General features: G+C 66.8%; 17 protein-coding genes and 1 tRNA gene. 9 read left to right on the forward strand and 9 right to left on the reverse strand.

Annotation, left to right across the window (positions count from 1 at the left end):
- Window positions 1-632 precede the first annotated feature (632 nt).
- Window positions 633-1325 carry a hypothetical protein gene (locus AC1U2B_RS25140; protein WP_480218937.1) on the reverse strand — a complete coding sequence of 231 codons (693 nt, stop codon included), beginning with the start codon at window positions 1323-1325 and terminating at the stop codon, window positions 633-635.
- Window positions 1326-1329: 4 nt separating this feature from the next.
- Window positions 1330-1402 (reverse strand) — tRNA-Arg (locus AC1U2B_RS25145).
- 131 nt (window positions 1403-1533) lie between these two features.
- Here AC1U2B_RS25145 and AC1U2B_RS25150 point away from each other — a divergent pair.
- The 8 genes from AC1U2B_RS25150 to AC1U2B_RS25185 all read left to right on the forward strand — a co-directional run bounded on the left by AC1U2B_RS25150 (window position 1534) and on the right by AC1U2B_RS25185 (window position 15386).
- Complete coding sequence (locus AC1U2B_RS25150) at window positions 1534-3015, forward strand: wax ester/triacylglycerol synthase family O-acyltransferase (protein ID WP_480218938.1); 1482 nt, start codon at window positions 1534-1536, stop codon at window positions 3013-3015.
- Complete coding sequence (locus tag AC1U2B_RS25155) at window positions 3012-4592, forward strand: HAD-IB family hydrolase (protein ID WP_480218939.1); 1581 nt, start codon at window positions 3012-3014, stop codon at window positions 4590-4592. Before AC1U2B_RS25150 ends, AC1U2B_RS25155 begins: the two co-directional genes overlap by 4 nt.
- The gene (locus AC1U2B_RS25160) at window positions 4589-6946 is read left to right on the forward strand and encodes a glycerol-3-phosphate 1-O-acyltransferase (RefSeq protein ID WP_480218940.1); all 2358 of its coding nucleotides are present in this window, start codon (window positions 4589-4591) and stop codon (window positions 6944-6946) included. Before AC1U2B_RS25155 ends, AC1U2B_RS25160 begins: the two co-directional genes overlap by 4 nt.
- A 172-nt stretch (window positions 6947-7118) precedes the next feature.
- Window positions 7119-7562, forward strand: coding sequence for a single-stranded DNA-binding protein (ssb, locus tag AC1U2B_RS25165; RefSeq protein WP_480218941.1), 444 nt, complete (start codon window positions 7119-7121; stop codon window positions 7560-7562).
- A 182-nt stretch (window positions 7563-7744) separates the two neighbouring features.
- On the forward strand, window positions 7745-9418 hold the full coding sequence (ettA, locus tag AC1U2B_RS25170) for an energy-dependent translational throttle protein EttA (protein ID WP_480218942.1): 1674 nt from the start codon (window positions 7745-7747) through the stop codon (window positions 9416-9418).
- Between the two features lie 55 nt (window positions 9419-9473).
- Window positions 9474-14333, forward strand: a complete 4860-nt coding sequence (locus AC1U2B_RS25175; RefSeq protein ID WP_480218943.1) for an NAD-glutamate dehydrogenase — start codon at window positions 9474-9476, stop codon at window positions 14331-14333.
- Window positions 14334-14340: 7 nt separating this feature from the next.
- Entirely contained in the window at window positions 14341-14754 is a 414-nt protein-coding gene (locus tag AC1U2B_RS25180; RefSeq protein WP_020102240.1) for an acyl-CoA thioesterase, read from the forward strand.
- A complete protein-coding gene (locus tag AC1U2B_RS25185; RefSeq protein ID WP_480218944.1) occupies window positions 14751-15386 on the forward strand; it encodes a DUF8010 domain-containing protein in 636 nt (211 codons plus the stop codon). Before AC1U2B_RS25180 ends, AC1U2B_RS25185 begins: the two co-directional genes overlap by 4 nt.
- A gap of 12 nt (window positions 15387-15398) precedes the next feature.
- Here the strand turns inward: AC1U2B_RS25185 and AC1U2B_RS25190 are convergent, their stop codons facing one another.
- Genes AC1U2B_RS25190 through AC1U2B_RS25200 form a run of 3 tightly spaced genes read right to left on the reverse strand, consistent with a single transcriptional unit; the run spans window position 15399 to window position 17065 of the window.
- The gene (locus AC1U2B_RS25190; RefSeq protein ID WP_480218945.1) at window positions 15399-15890 is read right to left on the reverse strand and encodes a pyridoxamine 5'-phosphate oxidase family protein; all 492 of its coding nucleotides are present in this window, start codon (window positions 15888-15890) and stop codon (window positions 15399-15401) included.
- Window positions 15891-15939: 49 nt separating this feature from the next.
- Window positions 15940-16605 carry a cyclase family protein gene (locus AC1U2B_RS25195; RefSeq protein ID WP_480218946.1) on the reverse strand — a complete coding sequence of 222 codons (666 nt, stop codon included), beginning with the start codon at window positions 16603-16605 and terminating at the stop codon, window positions 15940-15942.
- A gap of 49 nt (window positions 16606-16654) precedes the next feature.
- Complete coding sequence (locus tag AC1U2B_RS25200) at window positions 16655-17065, reverse strand: nuclear transport factor 2 family protein (protein WP_480218947.1); 411 nt, start codon at window positions 17063-17065, stop codon at window positions 16655-16657.
- A 79-nt stretch (window positions 17066-17144) separates the two neighbouring features.
- Here AC1U2B_RS25200 and AC1U2B_RS25205 point away from each other — a divergent pair, with 79 nt between their 5' ends.
- Window positions 17145-17738 carry a TetR/AcrR family transcriptional regulator gene (locus AC1U2B_RS25205; RefSeq protein WP_480218948.1) on the forward strand — a complete coding sequence of 198 codons (594 nt, stop codon included), beginning with the start codon at window positions 17145-17147 and terminating at the stop codon, window positions 17736-17738.
- Here AC1U2B_RS25205 and AC1U2B_RS25210 read toward each other — a convergent pair.
- Genes AC1U2B_RS25210 through AC1U2B_RS25225 form a run of 4 tightly spaced genes read right to left on the reverse strand, consistent with a single transcriptional unit; the run spans window position 17735 to window position 22050 of the window.
- Entirely contained in the window at window positions 17735-18670 is a 936-nt protein-coding gene (locus AC1U2B_RS25210) for an SDR family NAD(P)-dependent oxidoreductase (RefSeq protein WP_480218949.1), read from the reverse strand. The two genes, AC1U2B_RS25205 and AC1U2B_RS25210, sit on opposite strands and share 4 nt — an antisense overlap.
- Window positions 18667-20244: a flavin-containing monooxygenase gene (locus tag AC1U2B_RS25215; protein ID WP_480218950.1), complete on the reverse strand. Its 1578-nt coding sequence runs from the start codon at window positions 20242-20244 to the stop codon at window positions 18667-18669. The genes AC1U2B_RS25210 and AC1U2B_RS25215 overlap by 4 nt, the downstream gene beginning before the upstream one ends.
- A 12-nt stretch (window positions 20245-20256) precedes the next feature.
- A complete protein-coding gene (locus tag AC1U2B_RS25220) occupies window positions 20257-21135 on the reverse strand; it encodes a metal-dependent hydrolase (protein WP_480218951.1) in 879 nt (292 codons plus the stop codon).
- Between the two features lie 24 nt (window positions 21136-21159).
- The gene (locus AC1U2B_RS25225) at window positions 21160-22050 is read right to left on the reverse strand and encodes a metal-dependent hydrolase (protein ID WP_480218952.1); all 891 of its coding nucleotides are present in this window, start codon (window positions 22048-22050) and stop codon (window positions 21160-21162) included.
- Between the last annotated feature and the right edge of the window lie 33 nt (window positions 22051-22083).

The raw sequence follows: 22083 nt of genomic DNA on the forward strand, positions 1-22083 counted from the left end.
GGGTGCTTTGAAACTGCCACCGAAATGTCGAGGCCTCGCCACCGTGCCGGTGGCGAGGGCGACCGTGCAGAATGACGCATCCATGACCACTATATCTGCGATGGGCTTGACGGTTCAAGGGTCGGCGTGTATCGGATGTCTGGATTGTATCGCCGACGCAACTGCCTCACAGCGGTCGCTCGGAATCGGTGATGAAATTCAGGGTGATATTTTCGAGTCCGTATAAATGGTTGTGCGGAGCGGCTTCATGGATGGCAAATTCCATAAATGGGATTTTTGCCAGATTCTCAATATGTTGCACAAATTTCTGCGCGTACCTGTCGGTCGAAGCGGCATTCCAGCCGGGGAGTTCTCGAACTTTCGCTGCTGGAATGCCGTTTCGACGCGGAGGCGGCCGTTGAGCGGGCACAATGCGCGGGTCGACAGGAGGGGATGATGAGCGACGGCGCAGATTCGCCGGCGATGCGGCAACGCGTCGAAGACCGGTACCGGCAGCTGGCCGAGATGCGCCAGCTGCGGCCCATCGTCGCCGTCGTCAACCGCTTCAACGAGATCGACGGCGGCACCCTGGGCACGGTGGTGTCGGTGCAGCTGTTCACCACGGTGATCCCGTTGGCGATCATCGGCTTCAGCTATCTCACCGGGTTCGCCGACAGCGCCAGTCCCGGCGTCGTGGTGAGCCGGCAGCTCGGCCTGGTGTCGCCGCTGACCGACCACGTACGGGCCGCCTTCGGCCGCGCGTCTGGCCTACGGTCCAACTGGACGTTCTTCGGCGTCGCGAGCTTCCTGGTCTGGGGCATCCCGATGTCGATGACCATCGCCGGAATCTTTGCCAAGGCGTGGCGCCGCGAGCCCTTCGCCTGGGGCGGCAAGCTGTGGCGCGGAGTGACGTGGTTCGCGCTGTACCTGACGATGATCGGGGTGCGGGAACGCATCGCCTTCGGCGCCGAGCACCACGGGTGGAGCCAGGTTCTGCTCTTCGCGGTGTCACTGATCCCGGTCTGGATCTTCTGGACCATCACGCCCGCGCTACTGGTGCGCGGTGGCGGCCGGGGCCGGGCCGCCCTGCTGCTCGCGGGCTTCGCGGGTGTGGTGATCGAGGGCACCATCCTGCCGCTGGCGGCCCGGATGATCTTCCCGCCGCTGCTGCGCGGGTGGGACGACTTCGGGCCCATCGGCGTGGCGATGGCGCTGCTCACGTGGTGCGGGATCAGTGGCGCCGGCTGGGTGATCACGGCGTGCGTCGGCGCGGTGCTGTGGGAGCGGACGGCGCCGTCGCAGACGGTCATCGAGGCGGAGTCGGACGACGGCGGTGGACCCGACACAAAGCGCCCCCGACAGGATTCGAACCTGCAACCTACGGAGTAGAAATCCGCTGCGCTATCCGTTGCGCCACGGGGGCAATGCGCAGGAAGTCTATCTCGGCGGCTCCTCGCGGTGGTCACCGCAACAGCGGTATTGCGCCGCGCCGTTCCCGGCAGCGGACTAGCGTTAGGGGCCAGCGCTGGGCAACGACGGAGGAGAGCGACAGCCATGAGCGACGTGCCGGACTTTGACACGGCCGGGTTGCCCGAAGAGTTGAGTGCAGTCGATCAGTTGATGCATCGCGGGGAAGCCAATCCCCGTACCCGATCCGGCATCATGGGCGTCGAACTGCTGGATGTCACCCCGGATTGGGAGCGGTACCGGGCCGGGTTCGAGCAGGCCTCCCGCAAGGCGATCCGGCTACGGCAGAAAGTCGTGATGCCGAGCCTGCCGACGGCCGCCGCGCGCTGGGTGGTCGACCCCGATTTCAATCTCGACTACCACGTGCGCCGGGTACGCGCGCCGGGTGCGGGCACGCTGCGTGAGGTCTTCGATTTCGCCGAGCTGGCGCTGCAGTCGCCGCTCGACATCTCCCGTCCGCTGTGGACGGCCACGTTGGTCGAAGGGCTGCCGGGCGGTGGCGCCGCCAACATCGTGCACATGAGCCACGCCGTCACCGACGGCGTCGGCAGCATGGAGATGTTCGCGAACCTCTACGACCTGGAGCGTGATCCCGCGCCGCGGCCTTCGGCGCCGCTGCCGATCCCCGAAGACCTGTCGCCGAATGACCTTACGCTGCAAGGCATCAACGCGTTGCCCAAGGGCATCGCCAACAACGTGCTCGATGCGACGCGCGGCGCGGCGGGTCTGCTCGGGCGCATGATGCGCGACCCGGCCGACGCGGTCGGCGGGGTGGTCGACTACGTCCGGTCGAGCCGCCGGGTGATGACGCCCGCGGCGCCGCAGTCGCCGGTGCTGCGCCGGCGTGGTCTGGCGTCGCGCAGTGAGGCGATCGACATCAAGTTCAGTGATCTGCACAAGGCGTCCAAGGCGGCCGAGGGTTCCATCAACGACGCCTACCTCGCCGCCTTGTGCGGTGCGCTGCGCCGCTATCACGAGGCCAAGGGCATCCCGGTGGCGTCGCTGCCGATGGCGGTGCCGGTGAATGTGCGTTCCGACTCGGATCCGGCCGGTGGCAACAGATTTGCGGGTGTCAACATCGCCGCGCCCATCGGCGTCGTCGACCCACGCAAGCGCATCCAGAAGGTGCGCGCCCAGATGACCCGCAAGCGGGAGGAACGCGCCATCGAGGTGGTCGGCGTCGTGGCGCCGCTGCTGAACCTGGTGCCGGAAAATCTGCTGGAGTCCATGGCAGGCTCGGTGGTCAATTCCGATGTGCAGGCCAGCAACGTTCCCGGCCCGCCGGTCGATACCTTCATCGCCGGCGCAAAGGTCGTGCGGCACTACGGAATAGGGCCGCTGCCCGGTGTCGCGATGATGGCGGTACTCATCTCCCGCAGTGGCTGGGTCACCATCAGCACCCGCTACGACCGGGCCTCGATCAACGATCCCGAACTGTGGGCCCGCTGCCTGGTGGACGGGTTCAACGAGATTCTGGCCCTGGGTGGGGACGGGCGGGCCATCCCCGCGTCGTTCGAGTTGTCGGATGAACAGGCCGAGTCGGCAGTGAACGGGGGTGCCGCACAATGAGTTCGGACGACGAGTACTCGGCAGAGTTCCGCAACTCCCGGTTGCCGGGCTCGGTGGCGGAGATCCTGGCCAGCCCGCAGGGGCCGGAGGTCGGTGCGTTCTTCGACATGGACGGCACCCTGGTGGCCGGTTTCACCGGTGTGATCATGACGCAGGACCGGTTGCGCCGCGGCCAGATGGGCGTCGGTGAATTCATCGGCATGGTGCAGGCCGCGGTGAACCACCAGCTGGGGCGCGCCGAGTTCGAGGACCTGATCGGCCGGGGAGCGCGGATGCTGCACGGCAATTCGCTCAGCGACCTCGACGAGCTGGGCGAGCGGTTGTTCATCCAGCACATCAAGAAGCGGATCTATCCCGAGATGCGCGAACTGGTCCGTGCCCACATGGCGCGCGGGCACACCGTCGTGCTGAGCTCGTCGGCGCTGACGGTCCAGGTGGAGCCGGTGGCGAACTTCCTCGGGATCAAGAACGTGCTGTGCAACAAGTTCGAGACGGACGAGTACGGGCTCATCACCGGTGAGGTGGTCAGGCCGATACTGTGGGGTCCTGGAAAGGCCAATGCCGCACAGGCTTTCGCGGCCAATAACGCTGTCGACCTGGCGAAGAGCTACTTCTACGCCGACGGTGACGAAGACGTCGCGCTGATGTACCTGGTCGGCAACCCGCGGCCCACCAATCCGGCAGCGAAGCTGGAATCTGTTGCTGCCAAACGTGGTTGGCCGGTACTGAAGTTCTCCAGCCGCAGTGGCAGCAGCCCTATCGCGCAGCTGCGGACCTTCGCCGGCATTGCGTCGCTGGCGCCGGTCGCGGCCGGTGCGCTGGGTCTCGGTCTGCTAACCGGCAATCGGCGCACGGGCGTCAACTTCTTCACCTCGGCGTGGAGCAAGGCGCTGATGACGACCCTCGGCATCGACCTGAACGTGATCGGCGCCGAGAACTTGCGGGCTCAGCGGCCGGCGGTGTTCATCTTCAACCACCGCAACCAGGCCGACCCGATGATCGCCGGCGCATTGGTCAGCGACAACTTCACCTCGGTGGGCAAGAAGGAACTCGAAAGCAACCCGATCATGGGCACCATTGGCAAGGTGATGGACGCCGCGTTCATCGACCGCGACGACCCCGCCTCGGCCATCGAGAGCCTGCACAAGATGGAAGACCTTGCACGTAAAGGCCTTTCGATCCTGATCGCCCCCGAGGGCACCCGTCTGGACACCACCGAGGTCGGTGAGTTCAAGAAGGGGCCGTTCCGGATGGCCATGGCCGCCGGCATCCCCGTCGTGCCGATCGTGATCCGCAATGCGGAGGTGATCGCCGCCCGCGATTCGTCGACCTTCCATGCGGGCAAGGTCGACGTCGTCGTCTTCCCGCCCATCTCGGTCGAAGACTGGACCCTCGACAACCTGTCCGACCGCATCGACGAGGTGCGTCAGCTCTACCTCGACACCCTCCGAAAATGGCCGCACGACAAGGTGCCCGACAACGCGCTCTACCACCGGGCCGCGCCGGAACCTGCCGACACAGACGATTCACCCGACGACAGCGGCGAGGCTCCGCGCGGCGCCAAGGGCCGACGGTGAAGCACACCGCTGACGACCTCGCCAGCTTCGACCCGACCGACGACGCTCTGGTGCTGACCGCGGTCGGTTCGGCAGCCGAGTGGGACCTGCTGAACGACTGGCTGGCCCACCAGCGCAAGCAGCACCCGGACACCCGACTCGAGGTGCTCCGGCTGCCGACCGAGGGGGAGCCCTCGCCCGGCACGTTGGCCCGCCTGGTCGAACTACTCAGCGCCGACGACAGCCGGTCCGTGGTGCCCGTCCGGGTGTTCTGGGTGCCCGCCGGTCTGCCGACGCGTTCCAAGATCGTCTCGCTGATCTCGGGCCGCGACCGGTACCGGCCACCGGAGCTGCTGCAGCGCCGCATCCTGCGCAAGGACCCGCTGCGGGCCCGGGTGGTGGCCGGTGAGCCCGCCACCGTCGGGCAGCTGCGGCAGCAGTGGAAAGACACCACGACGGCCGAAAACCCAAGGGAATTCGCCCGGTTCGTGCTGCGCCGGGCGCAGCTCGCCATCGAGCGCGTGGAGCTGCGGCTGCTCGGTCCCGAGTACAAGTCACCCCGGCTGGTCAAGCCCGAGGTGCTGGCATCGGCCCGGTTCCGGGACGGGCTGGAGAAGATCCCCGGCGCGACGGTCGAGAAGGCCGGCGAGATGCTCGACGAACTGTCGACGGGCTGGAGCCGGTTCTCGGTCGACTTCATCCCCAAGGTCGGGCGCGCCATTTTCAGCCGGGGTTTCGACCCCAACGTGGACTATGACCGCGAGCAGGTCGAGGCCATGCGGCACTCGCTGGAACTGCACCCGGCCGTGCTGCTGTTCTCGCACCGGTCGTACCTCGACGGCGTGATCGTGCCGGTGGCGATGCAGGAGAACCGCCTGCCGCCGGTGCACACCTTCGCCGGGATCAACCTGGCGTTCGGTCTGATGGGGCCGATCTTCCGGCACTCCGGCGTCATCTTCATCCGGCGCAACATCGCCGGCGACCCGTTGTACAAGTACGTGCTCAAGGAGTACGTCGGGTACATCGTGGAAAAGCGCTTCAACCTCAACTGGTCCATCGAGGGCACCCGCTCGCGGACCGGAAAGATGTTGCCGCCCAAGCTCGGTCTACTGGCCTACGTCGCCGACGCCTACCTCGACGGCCGCAGTGAGGACATCCTGCTGCAACCCGTCTCCATCAGTTTCGACCAGCTCCACGAGACCGCCGAGTACGCCGCCTACGCCCGCGGCGGCGAGAAGACCCCCGAAGGTCTGAGCTGGCTGTACCACTACATCAAGGCGCAGGGCGACCGGAACTTCGGCAAGATCTACGTGCGCTTCCCTGAAGCGGTGTCGATGCGCGAGCAGCTGGGTCCGCCGGACGGCGCGGTGTCCACCGACCCCGCGGTCAAGCGCCTCGCTCTGCAGAAGATGGCCTTCGAGGTCGCCTGGCGCATCCTGCGGGCCACGCCGGTCAACGCCACTGCTCTGGTGTCGGCGCTGCTGCTGACCACTCGCGGCCTGGCGCTGACACTGGACCAGCTGCACCACACGCTGCAGGATGCGCTGGATTACCTTGAGCGCAAACAGATTCCGATGACCAATTCGGTGCTGCGGCTGCGTACGGCCGAAGGGGTCCAGGCGGCGCTCGACGCGATGTCGGGCGGGCATCCGGTCACCGCGGTGAACACCGGCCGCCAGCCGGTCTGGTACATCGCGTCGCAGGACGAGCACGAGGCCGCGTTCTACCGCAACACGACCATCGACGCGTTCCTGGAAACCGCCATCGTCGAATTGGCCATGGCGCATGCGGCCAAGGCGGAATCCGATCCGGTGGAGGCGTTTTGGTCGCAGGTGATGCGGCTGCGCGACCTACTCAAGTTCGAGTTCTATTTCGCGGACTCGGCCAGGTTCCGCGAGCACATCGTGGAAGAGATGTCGTGGCAGGCCAACTGCGAGCAGCAACTGGCCGAGGGTGGCGAGGCCATCTACGCGATGCTGCGGGCCAAGCGCCCGATCATCGCCGGCGCCATGCTGCGGCCGTTCCTGGAGGCCTACGAACTGGTCGCCGACGTGTTGCGGGGTACGCCGCCCGAGATCAGTGAGAAGGATCTGACGAAACGGGCACTCGGCGTCGGCCGGCAGTACGTCGCGCAGGGCCGGATTCGCAGCAACGAGTCGGTGTCGGCGCTGCTGTTCACGACGGCGCGCCAGGTGGTCGCCGACCAGAAGCTGCTCGAAGCGGCGCCCGATCTGGAGGAGCGGCGCACGGCCTTCCTCGCCGAGCTGCGGTCGATCCTGGCGGATCTGGCGACCGTCGACTCGATCGGCTGGATCAAGTTCGACGTCCGTGAGTTGCAGCGGCGCAAGTCCAAGAAGGCCATCGAGGCCGAGTAACCCGGGGTAACTCGGGCCGGTGCACCCAAGCCCGGGTTATCCACAGTTCGCGAATCATCCACAACCGGCGCCGCCATTGCAGCGGCGCCGGTTCTTTTGTCGGTGCCTGGCGGGTCAATGGACGCACAGGCCGACGAGAACGCCGGCAACACCGAAATGGATGGAGAAGCACATGTTCGAGACACCCTTCACCGTGGTCGGCAACGTGGTCAACAACGTCGTCCCACGCCGGGCCGGGGAGACCAATGTCGTGACGTTCCGCGTGGCGAGCAATTCGCGGAAGAAGACCGAGGACGGCTGGGAAGCGGGTAATTCGCTGTACGTCACGGTGAACTGCTGGGGCCGCGTGGCCGACGGCGTGGCCGGCCGGTTGTTCAAGGGCGACCCGGTGGTGGTCGTCGGCTACATCTACACCAGCGAGTACCTGGACAAGGAAGGCAACCGTCGCTCATCGATGGAGGTGCGGGCGACGTCGGTCGGTCCGGATATGGGGCGGTGCCAGGTCAAGATCGACCCCCGGCGGCCGAGCCCGCTCGACGTCGAGGCCGGCGACGCACAGCCGCAGGAGGAGCCGCCCGAGACTGCGAATTCGGACGACCTGGTGCTGTCGGCGTAGGGCCCTCGGTCGGGGCGCCGCGCAGGGCCATCCGCGGGGCGCCCCGACCGCGCCATCGGGCGATTTGGCGGCTTGCCTAGGATGGGCAGCGAGATTTCGCGGGACCGCGCCAGATCCAGTGAGCCGGGGCTCGCGCTACGAGAACGCTACGACGAACAGCCAACGAAAGGCATGACGACGGCATGGCCGAATTCATCTACACGATGCGCAAGGTCCGTAAGGCGCACGGCGACAAGGTCATCCTCGACGACGTCACCCTGAACTTCCTGCCCGGCGCGAAGATCGGTGTCGTCGGCCCCAACGGCGCCGGTAAATCCAGCGTTCTGAAGATCATGGCCGGCCTCGACAAGGCCAACAACGGCGACGCGTTCATCGCGCCCGGCGCCAGCGTCGGCATCCTGATGCAGGAGCCGCAGCTGGACGAGGACAAGACCGTGCGCGAGAACGTCGAAGCCGGCGTGGCCATCAAGGGCAAGCTCAACCGGTACAACGAGGTGGCCGAGCTGATGGCCACCGATTACACCGACGAGCTCATGGAAGAGATGGGCCGGCTGCAGGAGGAGCTGGACGCCGCCGACGCCTGGGACATCGACTCCCAGCTTGAGCAGGCCATGGACGCCCTCCGCTGCCCGCCGCCCGACGAGCCGGTCAACCACCTGTCCGGTGGTGAGCGCCGCCGCGTCGCCCTGTGCCGGCTCCTGCTGAGCAAGCCCGACCTGCTGCTGCTCGACGAGCCCACCAACCACCTGGACGCCGAGAGCGTGCTGTGGCTGGAACAGCACCTCGCCGACTACAAGGGTGCGATCCTCGCCGTCACCCACGACCGGTACTTCCTGGACAACGTCGCCGAGTGGATCCTCGAGCTCGACCGCGGCCGCGCCTACCCGTACGAGGGCAACTACTCCACCTACCTGGAGAAGAAGGCCGAGCGTCTCGAGGTTCAGGGCAAGAAGGACCAGAAGCTGCAGAAGCGGCTGAAGGACGAGCTGGCCTGGGTGCGTTCGGGCGCCAAGGCCCGCCAGGCCAAGAACAAGGCCCGCCTCGGACGCTACGAGGAGATGGTTGCCGAGGCCGAGAAGACGCGGAAGCTCGACTTCGAGGAAATCCAGATTCCGACGCCGCCGCGCCTGGGCAACGTCGTGGTCGAGGTCGACAACCTGGAGAAGGGCTTCGACGGCCGCACCCTGATCAAGAACCTGTCGTTCACCCTGCCGCGTAACGGCATCGTCGGCGTCATCGGCCCGAACGGTGTGGGTAAGTCCACGCTGTTCAAGACGATCGTCGGCCTCGAGGAGCCGGACGACGGCAACGTGAAGGTCGGCGACACGGTCAAGTTGTCGTACGTCGACCAGAGCCGGGCGGGCATCGACCCGAAGAAGACGGTCTGGGAGGTCGTCTCCGACAAGCTCGACTACATCGAGGTCGGCCAGAACGAAATCCCGTCCCGTGCCTACGTGTCGGCGTTCGGCTTCAAGGGCCCCGATCAGCAGAAGCCGGCGGGCGTGCTCTCCGGTGGTGAGCGCAACCGGTTGAACCTGGCGCTGACCCTCAAGGAGGGCGGCAACCTGATCCTGCTCGACGAGCCGACCAACGACCTGGACGTGGAAACGCTGTCTTCGCTGGAGAACGCGCTCGAGCAGTTCCCGGGCTGTGCTGTGGTCATCAGCCACGACCGGTGGTTCCTGGATCGCACCTGCACCCACATCCTCGCCTGGGAAGGCGATGACGAGGACGAGTCCAAATGGTTCTGGTTCGAGGGCAACTTCGGTGCCTATGAAGAGAACAAAGTGGAACGACTTGGAATCGAAGCGGCGCGTCCGCACAGAGTCACCCACCGCAAGCTGACTCGCGACTAACGTCGCTCCTACGTGCCGGTTGCGGCACGACGGTGCGACGTCAGGAGCAAGACGGATGACGGAAAATCGCGGCGGAATCGGCAGCCAAACGCAGTCCGCCGGCGCGGACAGCAACGCTGGTCTCGCTCGGGCATATCTGCTGACCTACCGCGGTCCCAACGACGGCTCTCCGGCCGACGGTGGGGTCACGGCCCCGATCGATGTGGCGCTGGCGACCCGGGTTTCTCCGGAGTTGCTGGCCGCGCACTATCGCCTCGGCCATCGCCGGTCGATGGGGGAGACACTGGTCGCGATCTACCCGGCCGACGATCCCGGTCGCTTCGGTCCGGCGCTGCAGATCGTGACCGATCACAGCGCCCTGCTGATGGACTCCGTCATGGTGCTGCTGCACCGCATCGGCGTCGCCTACACCGCGATCATGAGTCCCGAGTTCCGGGTGCGCCGTGATTCGGCCGGTGAGGTCGTCGCGATGGGCCCGGCGGGTGACCCCAGCGCACCGGCCGACGGCATCGACGAGACCTGGCTTCATGTGCAGTTGGCGACCATCGGTGACGGCAAGGCAGTCGCCGACGCCGCGGCCGTGCTGCCCCATGCCCTGACCGACACCCGCGCGGTGGAGCTCGACACCCCGGCGATGAACGCCGCGCTCGTCGGGTTGGCCAACGCACTCGACGCCGACCACAACGGCCGGTTCCCCGGCTACGACCGGCGCGATGTGGCGGCCCTGCTGCGCTGGCTCGCCGACGGGCACTTCGTGCTCCTCGGCTATCAGCAGTGCACGGTGCAGAACGGGCAGGCCCAGGTTGACCCGACGACCCGGCTGGGCGTGGCCAAGTTACGCGCCGACGTGCTGCCACCGCTGGCGGGCGACGACGAACTGCTGGCGGTCGCGCAGGCCACCATGCCCAGCTACCTGCGCTACGGCGCCTACCCGTACATCGTGGTGGTCCGCGAGAGCGCGGGCCCGAACGGGCCCGCCCGCGAACACCGCTTCATCGGACAGTTCACCGTCGCCGCGGGCAACGCGAATGTGCTTGAGATACCGCTGATCTCGCGCCGGGTCAACGAGGCATTGGCGCTGTCCAACGGGGACCCGAGCCGGCCCGGCCAGCTGATGCTCGACATCATCCAGACCGTGCCGCGGTCCGAACTGTTCTCGCTGACCGCGCGCGACCTGGTGGACATGGGCAAGTCCGTCATCGACCTGGGTTCTCGCCGGCGTGCGCTGCTGTTCCTGCGCGCCGACAAGCTGGCTCACTTCGTGTCGTGCCTGGTGTACCTGCCGCGTGACCGGTACACCACCGACGTCCGGTTGGCCATGCAGGACATCCTGGTTCGCGAGCTCGGTGGCGAGAGCATCGAGTACACCGCGCGCGTCAGTGAATCACCATGGGCTGTCGTGCATTTCACTGTGCGCTTGGGTGAGACCGCCAGCCCGGCGAGTGTCGATACCTCCACGGCGAACGAGACCCGGATTCAAAGCCTGCTGACCGAGGCGGCCCGGACTTGGGGCGACCGGCTGATCGGCGCCGTCACGCCGGGCACCATCACCCGGGCCGAGGCCGAGCACTATGCGGTGGCGTTCCCTGAGGTGTACAAGCAGGCGTTCACGCCGGTCAAGGCCATCGCCGCCATCAGCATCATCGATCAGCTGCAGGACGACAGCGTCAAACTCGTGCTGGACTACCCCGAGCCGGCCGCCGACGAGGACCGCACCGCGCAACTCACCTGGTATCTGGCCGGCCGCTCTGCGTCGCTCAGTGAGCTGCTGCCGATGCTGCAGTCCACGGGCGTGGTGGTGCTGGAGGAGCAGCCGTTCAATGTGGTGCGCGGCGACGGCATGCCGGTGTGGATCTACCAGTTCAAGATCTCGGCGCACCAGTCCACTGTCGACGCACCGGAGGCCGAGCGCGAGGTCATCGCCACCCGGTTCGCCGACGCGGTCACTGCCGTCTGGCAGGGCAAGGTGGAGGTCGACCGGTTCAACGAGTTGGTGCTGGGTGCGGGACTGACCTGGCAGCAGGTGACGATCCTGCGGGCCTACGCAAAGTACTTGCGGCAGGCCGGTTTTCCGTACAGCCAGTCGCATATCGAGACGGTGCTGCGGGACAACCCGGGCACGGCGAGGTCCCTCGTCGAATTGTTCGAGGCGGTGTTCGACCCAGCCGGGGGAGACGCCGTCGAACGCGCTCAGACCGCCGCGGCTGCCGTCGCCGCCGACATCGACGCGCTGGTGAGCCTGGACACCGACCGGGTCCTGCGGGCGTTCGCGGCGCTGGTGCAGGCCACCCTGCGCACGAACTACTACGTCACCGCCGAGGGCTCGGCGCGACAGCGAAATGCGTTGTCGTTCAAGCTCAATCCTCAGCTCATCGATGAATTGCCCTTGCCCAGGCCGAAATACGAAATCTTCGTGTACTCACCGCGGGTCGAAGGCGTGCACCTACGGTTCGGCAACGTGGCCCGCGGCGGCCTGCGCTGGTCGGACCGGCGGGAAGACTTCCGCACCGAAATCCTGGGCCTGGTCAAGGCGCAGGCGGTGAAGAACGCCGTCATCGTCCCCGTCGGCGCAAAGGGCGGCTTCGTGCTCAAATCGCCGCCGGCGCTCACGGGTGACGCGGCCACCGATCGCGATGCGCTGCGCAGCGAGGGCGTCGCCTGCTACCGGCTGTTCATCGCCGGCCTGCTCGACGTCACCGACAACGTCGAGACGGCCACCGGCGCCATCGTCCCGCCGGCACAGGTGGTGCGCCGCGACGGTGACGATGCCTACCTCGTCGTCGCCGCGGACAAGGGCACCGCCACGTTCTCCGACATCGCCAACGACGTCGCCAAGTCCTACGGCTTCTGGCTGGGCGACGCGTTCGCCTCGGGTGGTTCGGTGGGCTACGACCACAAGGCGATGGGCATCACCGCCAAGGGCGCCTGGGAGTCGGTCAAGCGACACTTCCGGGAGATGGGGCATGACACCCAGACCCAGGACTTCACCGTCGTCGGCGTCGGCGACATGAGCGGTGACGTGTTCGGTAATGGCATGTTGCTGTCCAAGCACATTCGGCTCGTGGCGGCCTTCGACCACCGGCACATCTTCCTGGACCCGAATCCTGATTCGGCCCGATCGTGGATCGAACGCGACCGGATGTTCCAGTTGCCCCGATCGAGTTGGGACGACTACGACAAGTCGCTCATCAGCGAGGGCGGCGGTGTCTACAGCCGTGAGCAGAAGTCGATCCCGGTCAGCCCGCAGGTGCGCGCAGTGCTCGGCCTCGCCGCCGACGTCACCGAACTCACGCCGCCGGCGCTGATGAAGTCGATCCTGCTGGCGCCCGTAGACCTGTTCTGGAACGGCGGTATCGGCACCTACATCAAGGCCGAGACCGAATCGGACGCCGACGTCGGCGACCGTGCCAACGACGCCATCCGCGTCAACGGAAATCAGTTGCGCACCAGGGTGGTTGGCGAGGGCGGCAACCTCGGCGTGACGCAGCGCGGCCGCATCGAATTCGATCTCGCCGGCGGCCACATCAACACCGACGCGATGGACAACTCGGCAGGTGTGGACTGCTCGGACCACGAGGTGAACATCAAGATTCTGGTCGATGCCCTGGTGACGGCGGGCAAGGTTGCGGCCGCCGAGCGCACCGACCTGTTGATGTCGATGACCGACGAGGTCGGTCTCTTGGTGCTCGCCGACAACATCTCGCAGAACGACCTGATGGGCACCAGCCGCGCCAACGCCGCCAGTCTGCTGCCGGTGCACGCCAGTCAGATCCGCCATCTGTCGAAAGAACGTGGCCTGAACCGTGAGCTCGAGGCGCTGCCGTCGGACAAGGAGATCCGTCGGCGGATGGAAACCGGTCTGGGACTGACCTCGCCGGAGCTGGCCACCTTGATGGCGCACGTGAAGCTGGCGCTCAAGGAGGACGTGCTGGCCAGCGACCTGCCCGACCAGGAGGTGTTCGCCGGACGGCTGCCGGACTACTTCCCGGAGGAACTTCGGGACCGGTTCACCTCGGACATCCGGTCGCACCAGCTGCGTCGGGAGATCATCACCACGATGCTGGTGAACGACCTCGTCGACACCGCAGGCATCACCTACGCCTACCGCGTCTCCGAAGACGTCGGTGTGGGGCCGGTCGACGCGGTCCGTAGCTATGTCGCGGTGGACAAGATCTTCCGGGTCGGCGAGGTGTGGCGGGACATCCGGGCGGCCGGCCTGGCCGGCGTCCCGGTGGACGTCACCGACCGGATGACGCTGGACCTGCGCCGGCTGATCGACCGGGCCGGCCGTTGGCTGCTGAACTACCGGCCCCAGCCGCTGGCGGTCGGTGCCGAGGCCAACCGGTTCGCGGCGAAAGTCGAGGCACTCACCCCGCAGATGGCGCAGTGGCTGCGTGGCGATGACAAGGCCATCGCGGAAACCGATGCCGCCCAGTTCGTGGCCGCCGGTGTCTCGAAGGAGCTGGCCTACATGGTGGCCACCGGGCTGTACCAGTACAGCCTGCTGGACGTCATCGACATCGCCGATATCGCCGAGCGGGAGCCCGCCGAGGTGGCCGACACGTACTTCGCGCTGACCGACCACCTGGGCATCGACAACCTGCTCACCGCGGTGTCCGAGCTGACCCGCAACGATCGCTGGCATTCCTTGGCGCGCTTGGCGATTCGCGATGACATCTACGGATCGATCCGGGCGCTGTGCATCGACGTGATTGCGGTCGGTGAGACCGATGAGACCGGCGAACAGAAGATTCACGAGTGGGCGTCGACCAACAGCTCGCGGGTCACGCGGGCCCGCCGGACGCTGACCGAGATCCTGGGTGACGAGGTGCGTGACCTGGCGACCCTGTCGGTGGCTGCCCGGCAGCTGCGCAGCATGACCACGCGAACGACGGGAACGGGCAATCAGGGATGATGGGCGGGTGACTGAACGCTTCACGACGCCGGTGCCGGTGCGCTGGTCGGACATCGACATGTATCAGCATGTCAACCACGCCACCATGGTGACCATCCTCGAGGAGGCGCGGGTTCCGTTTCTCACCGAGCCCTTCGCCGAGGACGTCGCCACCACCGGACTGCTGATCGCCGAAGTCAACGTGAAGTACAAGGACCAACTGCGCCTTGTCGATTCGCCGCTGCAGGTGACCATCTGGACCAACCGGCTGCGGGCCTGCGACTTCACGCTGGGGTATGAGGTGCGGTCGGCGCAGGCCGATCCGGATTCCAAGCCGGCCGTGATCGGGGAGACCCAGCTGGCCACGTTCAACATCGAACGGCAGATGCTGGTGCGCATCGCCCCGCATCAGCGCGAGTACCTCCAGCGTTTTGCCCGGTGACCGAACGCGGAATCTGGCTCGCCGACACGGCGCAGGCAGAGAACCTGGGCACCTTCGTCGAGCGCGCGCTGCGCCTCGACGAGGCTGCGGTGGTGCGGCTGCGGGCGCGTGGTGAGGGCGTCATCGTCGCTTGGGCGGCAACGGGTTTCGAGGTGCTGGCCGCACGTGTGGTGAGCGGCCGGGTGGCGCCGTCCGACCTGTGCGCCGGAGCGGATGCGCTCGGTCGCGAGCTGCCCGGGTCGGGCCGGATCGATCCGGGCTTCTCGATGGACTCGGCCTGGCGTGGTGCGCTGCCGCCGGACAACGGCTTCAGCCACCTCGATGACGTGCCGGCCCACGCGGTGCTGGAGTTGTTTCAGCGCGGCGTCGAATTGGCTCGGGAACACAGCGGGCCGCAGGGCCCGCCGCCGTCGCTGCTGGACCAGGACGTCCTGCGGGTCAGCGCCGGCGACGTCGAGGTCGGCATCCCGATGCGCTGCGTATTCGCTTTGACCGCCATGGGTTTCGTGCCCGACCCGCTGCCGGAGAACGAGGTGGTCCGCGTTCGCGTCCATCCGACGTGGCTGCGCATCGACGCCCGGTTCGGCTCGGTGTACCGCCGCCGCGGTGGCCCGATCCTGTTGTCGCCCTAAGGGCCAAGCACATCAGTGCTTGCGAACGACGCGTTCGGATTTGCCGGGCTTCCATACGGTGATGTCGAGGTGCCCGTCGCCCACCTCGACCGCAGACGCCCCGATCAGGTCGGCGCGATAGCAGTGCTCGAACTCCTGGCCGCGGATGTCGAAGCCGGTCTGCTCGTACAGCGCCTCGGCGAACCGCCGATGCAGGGCCTTGTCCTGCACGTCTTCCACGACACCCCATAACTTCGCGTCGCCGTCGCTGACGTGGGTGTCGACCGTTGCGGTGTGCAGGCAGAAGCGTGGATCACGGGCGAGGTCATCGAATTTCGTGGTGTGCGGCATGCCCGAGAGCCACAGCTCGTCTTCGAAGAACCGCGGTTCCATAGGGCTGATCCGCGGGAATCCATCCGAGCGCAGCGTGCCCAGCATGCACAGGTTTCCGGTGGCGGTGTGCCGGCGGACGAAGGTGGCCGCGATCTGCGGGGCGACGTCCGCGAATTCTTTCCAGCTCGTCATGTTCGCGACGGTAGTCCCCGTCGCCACGCCTGGAAACCCTCCGAAGGACTCAGTCGGGGATGGTGGCGTACGCCCGGACGGGGAAGGTGCCGAATCCTTCGACACGTGGCGGGACGGCGGTGAAGCGGGCGCCGCGGGCAGGCAGCGCGGCCAGGTTGGTGAGGTGTTCGACGACGTGAATCCCGTTGCCCAACAGCGCAGTATGGATGGGCCGCCGACCGGCCGCCGCCGGGCTGGCGTCGTCGATGTTCACCGAGTCGATGCCGACCAGCGCCACTCCGCGGCGCATCAGGTGTTCGGTGGCGGCCTCGGACAGGAACGGTGCGTCAACGGCGTAGGCCTCGGTGCCGAAATGCCGGTCCCAGCCGGTGTCGATCAGCACGGCACAGCCGGCCTCGATGTCCTCGGGTAACTCCGCGACTTCGACGGCCCGCGCCGCGACGTCCCGACGGTGGACGACGATCGTGGGCAGGTCCACCAAGGTGTTCAGGTCCAGGCCGGCCAGGTCCGCGCCGTCCGCGTAGCGGTGAAACGGCGAGTCGATGTAGGTACCCGTGTTGCCGACCATGGTGATGGCGCCGATCGCGAACTCGGTGCCAGGGGCGTAGACGTCGCGGGACGCTTCACGGGTGAGGTGGGCGCTGATCGACGGAGCCGGTAGCCCGGGGTAGGTCACCAACCCCGCACGAATGGTGTGAGACAGATCGACGAGCATCGTGACTCCGTTCGGGTTGCCGGTCCCAGAGTCATGAACTCTAACGTTGTCAGCCGGCGGCAAGCGCGTCGTGCCAGGCCTTGGTGTCGGTGATCTGGGTCAGCGATGAGATCTTCCCGTCGCGGACGGTGATGTCGTGGACGAACGCGGCCACATAGCGGTGTCCGCTGGCCCGGCCACGGCCGCGGTAGTACCCGAGCACGATGACCCGATCCTCGCCCGCGGCGACGAATTCGTCTGGGTATGGCGCGGTTTCCCAGTGTGCGGAGGCGCCGCCCCAGACATCGCGCAACATCTGCTCGGGGCTGTGCACGGCTCCGCCGAGACCGAAGGGCATGCCCTCGCTGACCCGTCCGGTGAAGTCGGGATGCAGCAGCGCCGCCAAGGCTGCCCTGTCGTGCGAGGCGAAAGCGGCGTAGAGACGTTCGGCAACTTCAACGGTTGTGTCGGGTGTGCTCATGTCCAGTTTCCTTTCGGTGTGCCAACCAAATTTATTAGAGAGAACACTCTAATAAATAGTAGAGCATACTCTCTAGATCATGGGTAGGGCTCCACAGCACAGCGCCGACGATTTCCTGGACGCGGCCGCACGCCTGTTCGCCGCCGGGGGAGTGCGGGCGCTGACGATGAACGCGGTGGCGCGCGAGGTAGGGGCCCCGAGCGGGTCGATCTACCATCGCTTTCCCGACCGGGCTGCGTTGTTGGCCGCCTTGTGGTTCCGCACCACGGCGGGCTTTCAAAGCGGCTACCTGGAGGCCCTCGGGGATCACCCCACGCCCGACAGCGCGGTTCGCGCGGCAGTGTGGTTGGTCGACTGGTGCCGCGGTCACCTACCGGCGGCTGTCGTGCTGCAGGCCGGCGTTCGGGCATTCGAGCCCGACGGATGGGGCGAGGCCGCCCGCGCGGAATTGGCCACCGCTGAAGACGATTCGCGACAGCGCCTCGACGGTGCTGTTCGGAGCCTGGCGAAACAGACCGGACGGCCCGCGGATCAGATCGCCTTCGCCCTCCTGGATCTGCCACTGGCCGCCGTACGGCGGCACCTCCTCGCGGGTGAGCCGCCGCCGAAGCGCGTCACCACGCTGGTGAAGAGCATGGTGGGCCTGATCGTGGGTGGTGCTGAGCCCGGCTAGTGGCGCGCCATGGCTTCCGCGCCGGCGACGGGCGCGGTCGGCGCGGGGGTCACGCGCTCCAGCACGGCCCCCACGAGTTTCTCGGCCAAGTCGAACGAGAATGGCTGCGCCATAACGCGATTGATTCCCGGGGCGACGCGGTGCATGACGTAGCCCAGCCACGCCTCCGCCCGCACCGGTACCACCGCGAGGTCGTAGCTGACCGCCCGCACCACGGCCCGGGCCACCAGGTCGGGGCTCATCGGCGAGAACGGCAGCATCTCGGCGAACTCTTGTAGCTGTTTGGTCAGGCGCTGGGCCTGCGCGACGAGCGCGGGATCGACACCGACGGTGACGGCCCGGTCCCCGATGTTCGTGTTGATCACGCCGGGGCAGATGGCGCTGACCCCGATGCCGTACGGCTTGAGCTCCAGGCGCAGGCATTCGCTGAGCATCTTGACCCCCGCCTTGGACACCGAGTACGGCGCCATGACCGGCGTCGGCGTGAACGCCGCCGCCGAGGCGATGTTGACGATATGACCGCCCCTGCCGCGCTCGGCCATCTGCGCACCGAACACCCGGCAGCCGTGCACCACACCCATCAGATTGATGCTGAGCTGCTTGTCCCAATCCGCGGCGGACAGCTTGAGGAACGGGCCGCTGACGACGATGCCGGCGTTGTTGACAACGACGTCGGGCACGCCTTGCTCGGCACGCACGGCATCGGCGAAAGCCACCCACGCGTCCGGATCGGTGACGTCCAGCTGCGCGGCCGACGCGCGGCGCCCGGCGCCTTTGATCATGGCCGCGGTCGCCTCCGCCGAGTCGGCGTCGATATCGGAGACCACCACGTGCGCACCGCGTTTGGCGAAGCGGATGGCGGTGGCACGCCCGATGCCGCTGCCCGCGCCCGTGACGACGACGAGCTGTGGTTCCAGATTGTTGATCTTCATCCGGCCTCCTTCGAGGTGGCTGCTATTTCGTCGACACTGTCGGTGCCCGCGCCATACCGATAGACGTCGAGGTGGTAATGACGGTTCTGCCAGTACATCTCGCCGTGCGTCGTCGGCCGGAACGGTGAATCACCGTGGTAATCGATGTAATACGTGTTGGACCCCGCGCAGGTCGGCGTGAACAGGACGTTGCGCGCCTGACGCTGGAGGCAGTGCTGGAAGTAGGCGTCGTGGACGTCCTGCCGGATCTCGACCTCCCGGGCGCCGCGCCGCTTGGCTTCGGCGATGGCCCGACTGAGATGTGCGGCGGTGGCCTCGATCATCCACAGATACGACCCGAGGACGAATCCGTAGGGCCCGGTGATCATGAACATGTTCGGGAAGCCGGGTACGGAGACACCTTGATAGGCCTGAAATCGATTGACCGCCCAGAACTCCGCGGCGTCGAGTCCGTCGCGGCCGACGACGGGGAAGGGCGGTACGGAATCCCTTTCCCACAGTTTGAATCCGGTCGCACAGATGAGGACGTCGATCTCGTGCTCGACGCCGTCGGCCGTCACCACACCGGTCTCGGTGATGCGCTCGATGGAGTCGGTGACGAGGCTGACGTCACTGCGATTGAACGTCTTCAAGTAGTCGTTCGACATCGACGGCCGTTTGCAGCCCAGGCCGTAGCGGGGGATCAGCTTCTCGCGGGTCGCCGGATCGGTGATCTGGCTGCGCATCCACGCCCGCACGGGAGCCTCGGCGAGCTTGCGGGTGGCTTCGACCAGCCAGCTCGGGCCGGTGAGCATGCCGCCCATCCCGATCTCGGTCGCGACGGTCCCGACTGCGCGCAGCGCCGACCGCAATTGGCCGAACTCCAGCACCGTGCGGGCGATACCGTGAATCTGGCTGTCGGGCTTGGGAAACACCCAGATCGGGGTGCGCTGAAAGACGGTGAGGTGCGCCACCTCGTCGACGATCGCCGGCACGAGCTGAAGTGACGTCGCGCCCGTCCCGATCACCGCCACCCGTTTCCCGGCCAACGCGACATCGTGATCCCACAGCGCGGTGTGCATCAGCACCCCGCCGAAATCCTGCAGCCCGGGAATGTCCGGCAGCTTCGGCCGTTCCAGCCCGCCGACCGCCATCACGACGTGGCGGCCGGTGATCTCGGCCCCGCCGTCGGTCCGCAATCGCCACATGCTGTTGCGCTCATCGAACGTCGCCCCGGTCACGGTGGTGCCCAGCCGCAACTTGTCGCGCAGGCCGTACTTGTCCACCATGTCGTCGGCGTAGTCCCGCAACTCACTGCCGGGAGCGAAGATGCGCGACCAGCCGCCGCGCTGCTCGTAGGAGAAGCTGTAGATGACAGACGGGATGTCCACTGCCACACCGGGATAGGTGTTCGCATGCCAGGTGCCGCCGACATGGTCCCACTTGTCGACGATGACGAAGTCGTGGATCCCCTTGCGGTACAGGGCGATACCGGCGCCGATGCCACCGAACCCGGCGCCGACGATCACCACTTCGTGATCGGGCGTGTGCCGCTCGGCTGTAGGTGACGGTGCGACCTTCGTACTCGCGGTCATGTCCGTCCTCGGCTATCGGACGTAGCCGACGAGTTCGCCACCGGCGCCGAACAAGTCGTGCTGCCAGCGTTCGAGCAGCTCATCGGTGGGCACATCGTCCGGATGGAAGCCGGGCCGCAGATACTCGGCAATCTCTGAAAGAATCCCGCGCACCAGGGGTCCGCGGAACACACCGTAGGTCTGGCGGAGCACCTTGAACGGCCGCCACGCGGTCGGATCCAGCAGGATCGACAGTGCCACCGCGGCCGTGACGACCGGGATTGTCAGGAAGTACATGAACCACATGACCGCGATGCGGGTGCGCTCGGAACCGCCCACCGACCGGTAGACGTCGAAGGCGACGGACTTGTGCTCCAGCTCCTCCATGGCGTGCCAGTTCAGCAGCCGCCAGACCTCGGGATCGCCTGGGATCGCCTGGATTTCGTCGTTGGACAGCACCCGCGCACCCAGGACCGCGGTGTAGTGCTCCGCGGCGGCCGTCATGGCCAGATGGACCTTCGCCGGGATCAGCTGCTCGATGCGCAGCACCACCTTCTGCCGCACGCTGGTCGGCGCGAACAACAAGAACCGCACCAGCGGATAGCCCATGTCGGCGAGCTGAGTGTTCAACTTGCGATGTTCCTGGCCGTGCACCGATTCCTGACCGATGAACCCGGCGACGCGCTTCTTGAGCACCGGGTCGGTGATCTGGTCGGAGAAGCGTCGGACGGATCGGATGAACGACTCCTCGCCGGGCGGAAATGAGCCGGACAGCACGGCCACCAGGTGGCTGAACACAATGTCGCCCTCGACGAAGTGGCGGTGCAGGGGCTCGGGTTCCCCGAACCGGAACCGCATCCGGCGGACCTTGGGAAGAGCAACCCCATGCGGGGTGATCGGCTCAGCACTCATGATCGATTCCTTCCGTTGTCTCGGCTATTTGAGGTGGTCGACGAGGACGCCGTCGGCGCCGAACAGGGTGTCCCGCCACTGCAGGGCCAATGCGCTGGTATCGACATCGTCTGGATGGAATCCAGGCCGCAGGTAGACCGCGAGATCGGGCAGCAGGCCTTTGAATATCGGGCCGGTGAACAGCTCGTACGCTTCGCGGGCCAGGCGGTCGGGCCGGCGCCGTGCCACCGGATCAGACCCGATCGAGGCCGCCAGCGAAATCAGCGTCACCGGCAGCAGCAGGCCGCACACCGCGGCCATCACCGCGATGCGGGTGCGCTCGGTGCCGCCGACGGCGCGGTACACGTCGAAGGCCACCGATTTGTGCTCGAGTTCTTCCAGCGCATGCCAATTCAGCAGGTGCCACACCTCGGCGTCGGCGGGGATCGATTGCAGCTCGTCGCTCGACAACACCCGCTCGGCCAGCACCGCGGTGTAGTGCTCGGCGGCGGCCGTCATCGCCAGATGTACGTGCGCGGGCAACCGGTCTTCGAGCCGTATCTGCCTGTCCTTCAACCCTTTTGAATCCCACCACGCGATGGGGTAGCCCATCGCGACCAGCTTCTCGTTGAGGTGCCGGTGTTCCTGTCCGTGCATGGATTCCTGGCCGATGAAGCCGGCGACCCGTTTCTTGAGGTCGGGATCGGTGATCCGGTCGGCGAATCGGCGGACCGACCGGATGAAACCTTCCTCGCCGGGAGGAAATGCCCCCGAGAGGCCGGCGACGAAATGGCTGAAGACCATGTCCCCGGCGACGAAGTACTTCCGGCCAGGGTCCTCGCCGAAGCGGAAGCGGATTCGTCGGGTCCGTGGGTAGAGCGCCCGGGAGTTCCGCTCCGACGTCGTTGTCGGGTGTTGCCTGCTGCGTACGGCCATGCCGCCAGCCTTTCCTCGAACATTCAGTAACTA

Source organism: Mycolicibacterium sp. P4_G11 (genome assembly GCF_056555145.1).

Excerpts from the sequence above, each read along its gene's own strand:
- AC1U2B_RS25150 (WP_480218938.1), top strand. The coding sequence starts at position 1,534 with ATGAGCGACGTGCCGGACTTTGACACGGCCGGGTTGCCCGAAGAGTTG.
- AC1U2B_RS25155 (WP_480218939.1), top strand. The coding sequence starts at position 3,012 with ATGAGTTCGGACGACGAGTACTCGGCAGAGTTCCGCAACTCCCGGTTG.
- ssb (WP_480218941.1), top strand. The coding sequence starts at position 7,119 with ATGTTCGAGACACCCTTCACCGTGGTCGGCAACGTGGTCAACAACGTC.
- ettA (WP_480218942.1), top strand. The coding sequence starts at position 7,745 with ATGGCCGAATTCATCTACACGATGCGCAAGGTCCGTAAGGCGCACGGC.
- AC1U2B_RS25175 (WP_480218943.1), top strand. The coding sequence starts at position 9,474 with ATGACGGAAAATCGCGGCGGAATCGGCAGCCAAACGCAGTCCGCCGGC.
- AC1U2B_RS25190 (WP_480218945.1), bottom strand. The coding sequence starts at position 15,890 with ATGACGAGCTGGAAAGAATTCGCGGACGTCGCCCCGCAGATCGCGGCC.
- AC1U2B_RS25195 (WP_480218946.1), bottom strand. The coding sequence starts at position 16,605 with ATGCTCGTCGATCTGTCTCACACCATTCGTGCGGGGTTGGTGACCTAC.
- AC1U2B_RS25200 (WP_480218947.1), bottom strand. The coding sequence starts at position 17,065 with ATGAGCACACCCGACACAACCGTTGAAGTTGCCGAACGTCTCTACGCC.
- AC1U2B_RS25205 (WP_480218948.1), top strand. The coding sequence starts at position 17,145 with ATGGGTAGGGCTCCACAGCACAGCGCCGACGATTTCCTGGACGCGGCC.
- AC1U2B_RS25210 (WP_480218949.1), bottom strand. The coding sequence starts at position 18,670 with ATGAAGATCAACAATCTGGAACCACAGCTCGTCGTCGTCACGGGCGCG.
- AC1U2B_RS25215 (WP_480218950.1), bottom strand. The coding sequence starts at position 20,244 with ATGACCGCGAGTACGAAGGTCGCACCGTCACCTACAGCCGAGCGGCAC.
- AC1U2B_RS25220 (WP_480218951.1), bottom strand. The coding sequence starts at position 21,135 with ATGAGTGCTGAGCCGATCACCCCGCATGGGGTTGCTCTTCCCAAGGTC.
- AC1U2B_RS25225 (WP_480218952.1), bottom strand. The coding sequence starts at position 22,050 with ATGGCCGTACGCAGCAGGCAACACCCGACAACGACGTCGGAGCGGAAC.